The sequence below is a fragment of the Methanospirillum sp. genome (genome assembly GCF_035560735.1).
In the GTDB taxonomy this organism is placed as follows: domain Archaea; phylum Halobacteriota; class Methanomicrobia; order Methanomicrobiales; family Methanospirillaceae; genus Methanospirillum.
Genome location: NZ_DATMYY010000208.1, coordinates 1 through 4,700, shown reverse-complemented (window position 1 = coordinate 4,700; position 4,700 = coordinate 1). Strand labels below are relative to the sequence as shown.

Sequence of the window (4,700 nt, the reverse complement as noted above, 5' to 3'; positions counted from 1 at the left end):
AAAGAAAATCATTTATTAATTAACAGACGCATCTTGAGATATGGCTGATACGATAGAAGCATCAGAAGTACAGGTTCTTGCCTGTGCTGGAACATTCCCCTGGTGGAGTGTACTGCTCTGGGGAATTTGTGCGATAATTATTGGAATTATGTTTCTTACGACACCTGTGATTACTACTATTGCCATGATTACATTGATCGGAGCCTGGTGGTTTGTTGGAGGGATATTCTCATTTATCAGTCTGGCAACAGATCGCTCACACCTGGCTCTTAAGGTTATTACTGCAATATTAAGCCTTTTCGCAGGTCTAGTTATTCTTGCATACCCGCTCTTTAGCACGCTGGTTATTCTTCCGTTTTTTGTGATGATCATCGCTATCTGGGGTATCCTTATCGGAGGAACACAACTGTTTCATGGATACTCAGCCAAGGACTGGGGATCCGCAGCGCTCGGTCTGCTCAGTGTAATTTTTGGTATCCTTCTTCTGGTTTATCCACTTCAGGCAGCCTTATCTCTTCCGTTTGTTGCAGGCATCTTTGCTCTTATCGGAGGAATATCTGCAATCATGGGCTCAATTAACCTGAGAAAGATGCAGACATCCTAATCCTTTTTTTCTTATGAAATGTACCCGCCTTCATATGCATCAGGCAGGGTCCGTTGAATCAGAGTCGATGCTCCAACAGGTGGTTTGATTTCCAGAGAGAATGAACCGCCAGCCATGGGACCAGTCATTGATGCAGCTGTTAGATCTAAGGTGACACGATTATTTCCTCCGGGATAGAGAAGACCGCTACTTGGATGTACACAGGATATTGGTATTTCTCCACCTGCACCATTGTTCCGGACATAATAATAGATCATATCTGAAAGGTCAACTGCTTCTCCGGTTTCAGGTACTCTCAAACTGAAACTCAAAGAGACCAAACCATTTGTGCTGGAATAAGTACCTCTCAAGAGCCCGTCAGTGATCACAGTTGAAGTGCTCTGTTTGACCCCTGCATATGTAACCTCCTGAAAGCGCTGGGTAGCAAAAAAACCGGTGCTCATCATTACATATGCAAAGACAGCAGCAACTACCACGAATGCAATAAGGATTACCGCTGCTTCAAGTCCAGAAAACCCCGGATCTTTTCTCATACTGAGTGCAGATGTTTACTCATACCGGTAAATAGTATTATCCAATAAATGTGAGATGGCTGGAGTATTACAATTCTAACAAGGCACAGGACAATTCGGAATTTGACGTTTATCTTCATCTCGGCCAGATGACTTTTCTTACAGACAGGAAAATTCTGCCACGGGATGGTACAGAAATATATATACCTTGATGAGTGGACCATCATTAATCTGATTCCCGAGGATGAAGTTTTTCGTGATACAGATTAATCCCGGGCGTGAGGTGTAACATGGGACAGATAGAACCATCAAATAATAAAGTGATAATTGCAGAAATTACTGCAAATCCTGCCCCGCTTGGACTTCTCGGATTCGGTATGACAACAGTCCTGCTAAACCTGCACAATGCCGGATATTTCACATTGGGATCTATGATTCTGGCCATGGGGCTGGCATATGGAGGAGCCGCACAGATTATCGCCGGAATCATGGAGTGGAAAAAGAACAACACGTTTGGAACGACAGCGTTTACTTCGTACGGGCTATTTTGGATATCTTTGGTAGTTCTATTAATTCTACCAAAGTTAGGACTCGCAGATGGAACAGGAGGGAGTACTGCCATGGCAGCATATCTTACAATGTGGGGTATATTCACTGCATTTATGTTTGTTGGAACCCTCCGGGCAAACAGGGCTCTTCAGTTCATCTTCGGATCACTGGCAATACTCTTCTTTCTGCTTGCCATCGGGGATATCACAGGAATTGAAACAATTACCCGTATCGCAGGTTACGAAGGGATAATCTGCGGATTCTCAGCGATATATACAGGTCTTGCACAGGTAATCAATGAAGTTCATGACCGGACAATCCTTCCGCTCTGGCCTGTATAATCTCTCTTTTTTTCACTGAAACTAATTGCCCAAAGCTCGGCAAGAAAAATTTACGAAATATAATTCTCCAGCATACGGAGAGCCTCTAGTTCACGCTCACCGCCACACCGCTTTACAAGAGTAACATGATGATCAATCATCTGTTTTAAAACAGGATCCCGGTTCAGGACGTATCGTGTTCCATGGACGGCAGCTTCGATTATACTATTTCGACCCCGGTTTATTGGTACAATTTCTGATTGGGCAAGTTCGGTTTGTATCGGTTCAAGACTTACCAAGATCTTCTGTTCTGTCATCTGATCGATCTTTGCCTGGTAAACAACCCAGCTCAGTGCAGATAAGATCCTGTACACCTGTCTGCCTCCTACTTCAAACTCTGTGAATGCATCAGGACCTAGATCAGAGAATGCAGCCCTGACAAAAAGTACTGGATCATGCAAAATATTTGCAACAACCAGACCTGATTTTTCTATCAAGGATGCTGTATGGCTTGTCCTGTATACTGCCATCATGATCCGGTTATCACGGCAGATAACTCCTATAGGTGCTGCATGCAATCCGACCGATGCAATGATCTCATTTATTCCTTCCTGCATCGGCCAGAAAGGAGGTGAATTCACAGATCCCACTCCCATCCTTCAATAAGTGCCACAAAGAGACCTGCGATCATGATGTCTGCAAGAGAACCCGGATTTATGCTTTCCCTGATGCAGTATTCATCAAATTCACTATGAGAGATTTGGCCGGCGAGAACCTGAATAGCCTGATCACGAACCTGGCATGCTCTGTCGTTCCCAAATTTTTTTGCAATGAAGGTATCTGGTTCTTCAGCAAGGAGCCAGAGAAAAACAGATGAAACTGCTTCTCTTCCTCGCCCATCCTCTTTCAGGAGGTCAGCTGCTTTACGGGTAAGGGGAAAGCCAACAGTCCATTCCCGGGCCACCATATCCTGCGGTGCAGAATGGGCCATTACATCATATAGTGTCATCCCACGTTCTTTGAGTTTATCAGAAATTAATGGGTCATTAATATCAAGTTCATCAGATTCCTGAACGCGGACTGCAGTGTGAGCAAAGGCATCATAAAAGAGAATTGCATCTTCAATTGAAGTTTCTTTGATACACTGGCAAGCCCCCTCAATCCCTTTGCCCATTATTAACGGAATAAGAAGAATGAATGCACCAAAATGGGTATTACCTCCCCGGTGACGCCCGGTAAGAAAAGTTGCCTCCCGAATCAGTTCACCAATCGTTCCTGCTCTCATTTCTGCTCTTTCAAATGCTGTCCGACAAAAAAGAGAAGAAAAAAGAAAATGTTCAAGCCAGGTATCAGGATAATCATGGCCACGGTCAACATTTCCCGGCTTTGTCATTGCACAGACCTCAAGCATCATTGCCATCTGTGCCTGCTCGGTTAGGGTGAGGGATGGGATGGCCATACAACCTCAGGAGAAGATCTTATGCATAATCTTTTTGGCGAGTTCGCGTTTTTGTTGCATATAGATAGAACGCTTAATTCCTGACTGCTTAAGAGTGCTATCACGGAACATACAAGGAGTCGTATCTTTGCAGCAGTATGCAAGGCTGCCAAAACAGGTACTGGTTCCAGCTTCCAGAATTGTATCTTTCACTCCTTCCATCTTCATTGCAACAAATTCCTGGGGAGAGATCTTCAGTTTCTCAAGAGCCGGAAGCAGGGGGCAGGGTTTTACTGGCATACAACAGAAGGCAAGAGACCTGATATCTCCTCCACGACAGAGTTGTTTTGGAGAATTATACCATCCGTGTTCACGGGTAAACTGGCCTAGTGCCTGACTAATACCGGAAAGGGTCTTTTCGTCTGATTTACGGGCGAGAGATACCATGTCTGCACCATGAGCAAAATAGTCTTTTGCTTTTTCAAAATCAGTTACACCGTTATTTGCTATCAGAAAAACCGGACATACATTTCTGATCTCACGAATTTTTGCCGGCCCGAAATCCATCAGATCTATATGGATAATATCTGCTCCAGCCTTCCAGAGAATTCTGGCAAGCTCTGCATCACTTGGTGCTACCCCAGCACGGATTTTTACAGATACAGTAACTCCGGTAATCTTAAGTGCCTGCACATATGAGAGCAACTTTTGAGGATTAGTAAGCAGAAACTCACCACATCCTGCGTCTATCATTGCATGCTGTCTGCAATGTGCGTCTATTTCATAGATCGCTCTATCTCCGATCTCTTTAGAGAGAGAGACCAGAGAATCTACTTCTGAAGCACGGATGTTTATTCCAGGTATTACTCCGGCTGCTTCTGCTAGTTCAATCTGCGCTGTTATTTCTGCGATCGGATCCCTGGGAAGAAATTCTTCTCTTCCCTGATGGGAGAGTTCCCTGGCAGCTGATATTGTTGCTTCATCTATTGCATACCCGCCAATGAATCCAATACCGATGTGTGCTGCCCGGTCCCTGATATAAGCACCATCGATTACCCCTGCCATGGATGCAATTGCGACAGGAATGGAAACCTGCCTATCGCCTATCCAGAGGTCATATATATTTTCCATTCAATTCCTCGATTCTTTGCCTTTATCCATCAACTTTTAAACAGTTAAAGTTGGTCTGAACACTAAGAAGAACATCAGCCAACACGAACAGTATTGAAGTGAAACATTAGGGGAGAAATGTACTTACCATCGAGTACCACATACAC

General features: G+C 44.3%; 6 protein-coding genes. 2 read left to right on the top strand and 4 right to left on the bottom strand.

Features of this window, described 5'->3' with window-relative positions:
- Positions 1-40 precede the first annotated feature (40 nt).
- Entirely contained in the window at positions 41-604 is a 564-nt protein-coding gene (locus tag VN429_RS06105; protein ID WP_325630965.1) for an HdeD family acid-resistance protein, read from the top strand.
- A gap of 11 nt (positions 605-615) precedes the next feature.
- Here the strand turns inward: VN429_RS06105 and VN429_RS06100 are convergent, their stop codons facing one another.
- Positions 616-1,137 (bottom strand): archaellin/type IV pilin N-terminal domain-containing protein, encoded by a 522-nt coding sequence (locus tag VN429_RS06100; RefSeq protein WP_325630963.1) that lies wholly within the window; start codon positions 1,135-1,137, stop codon positions 616-618.
- A 269-nt stretch (positions 1,138-1,406) separates the two neighbouring features.
- Here VN429_RS06100 and VN429_RS06095 point away from each other — a divergent pair, with 269 nt between their 5' ends.
- A complete protein-coding gene (locus VN429_RS06095) occupies positions 1,407-2,006 on the top strand; it encodes an acetate uptake transporter (RefSeq protein ID WP_325630961.1) in 600 nt (199 codons plus the stop codon).
- A 50-nt stretch (positions 2,007-2,056) separates the two neighbouring features.
- Here VN429_RS06095 and VN429_RS06090 read toward each other — a convergent pair whose 3' ends face one another.
- From VN429_RS06090 to VN429_RS06080, 3 genes are read right to left on the bottom strand one after another with little or no spacing between them, the layout of a single operon-like run.
- Complete coding sequence (locus tag VN429_RS06090) at positions 2,057-2,626, bottom strand: DUF447 domain-containing protein (RefSeq protein ID WP_325630959.1); 570 nt, start codon at positions 2,624-2,626, stop codon at positions 2,057-2,059.
- Positions 2,623-3,444 (bottom strand): triphosphoribosyl-dephospho-CoA synthase, encoded by an 822-nt coding sequence (locus VN429_RS06085; protein WP_325630957.1) that lies wholly within the window; start codon positions 3,442-3,444, stop codon positions 2,623-2,625. The genes VN429_RS06090 and VN429_RS06085 overlap by 4 nt, the downstream gene beginning before the upstream one ends.
- A 6-nt stretch (positions 3,445-3,450) precedes the next feature.
- Positions 3,451-4,554, bottom strand: a complete 1,104-nt coding sequence (locus VN429_RS06080; RefSeq protein ID WP_325630955.1) for a methanogenesis marker 9 domain-containing protein — start codon at positions 4,552-4,554, stop codon at positions 3,451-3,453.
- Between the last annotated feature and the right edge of the window lie 146 nt (positions 4,555-4,700).

Bases quoted from the DNA above. Each gene is read 5' to 3' on its own strand.
- VN429_RS06095 (WP_325630961.1), top strand. From the start codon at position 1,407: ATGGGACAGATAGAACCATCAAATAATAAAGTGATAATTGCAGAAATT.
- VN429_RS06100 (WP_325630963.1), bottom strand. From the start codon at position 1,137: ATGAGAAAAGATCCGGGGTTTTCTGGACTTGAAGCAGCGGTAATCCTT.
- VN429_RS06080 (WP_325630955.1), bottom strand. From the start codon at position 4,554: ATGGAAAATATATATGACCTCTGGATAGGCGATAGGCAGGTTTCCATT.
- VN429_RS06105 (WP_325630965.1), top strand. From the start codon at position 41: ATGGCTGATACGATAGAAGCATCAGAAGTACAGGTTCTTGCCTGTGCT.
- VN429_RS06085 (WP_325630957.1), bottom strand. From the start codon at position 3,444: ATGGCCATCCCATCCCTCACCCTAACCGAGCAGGCACAGATGGCAATG.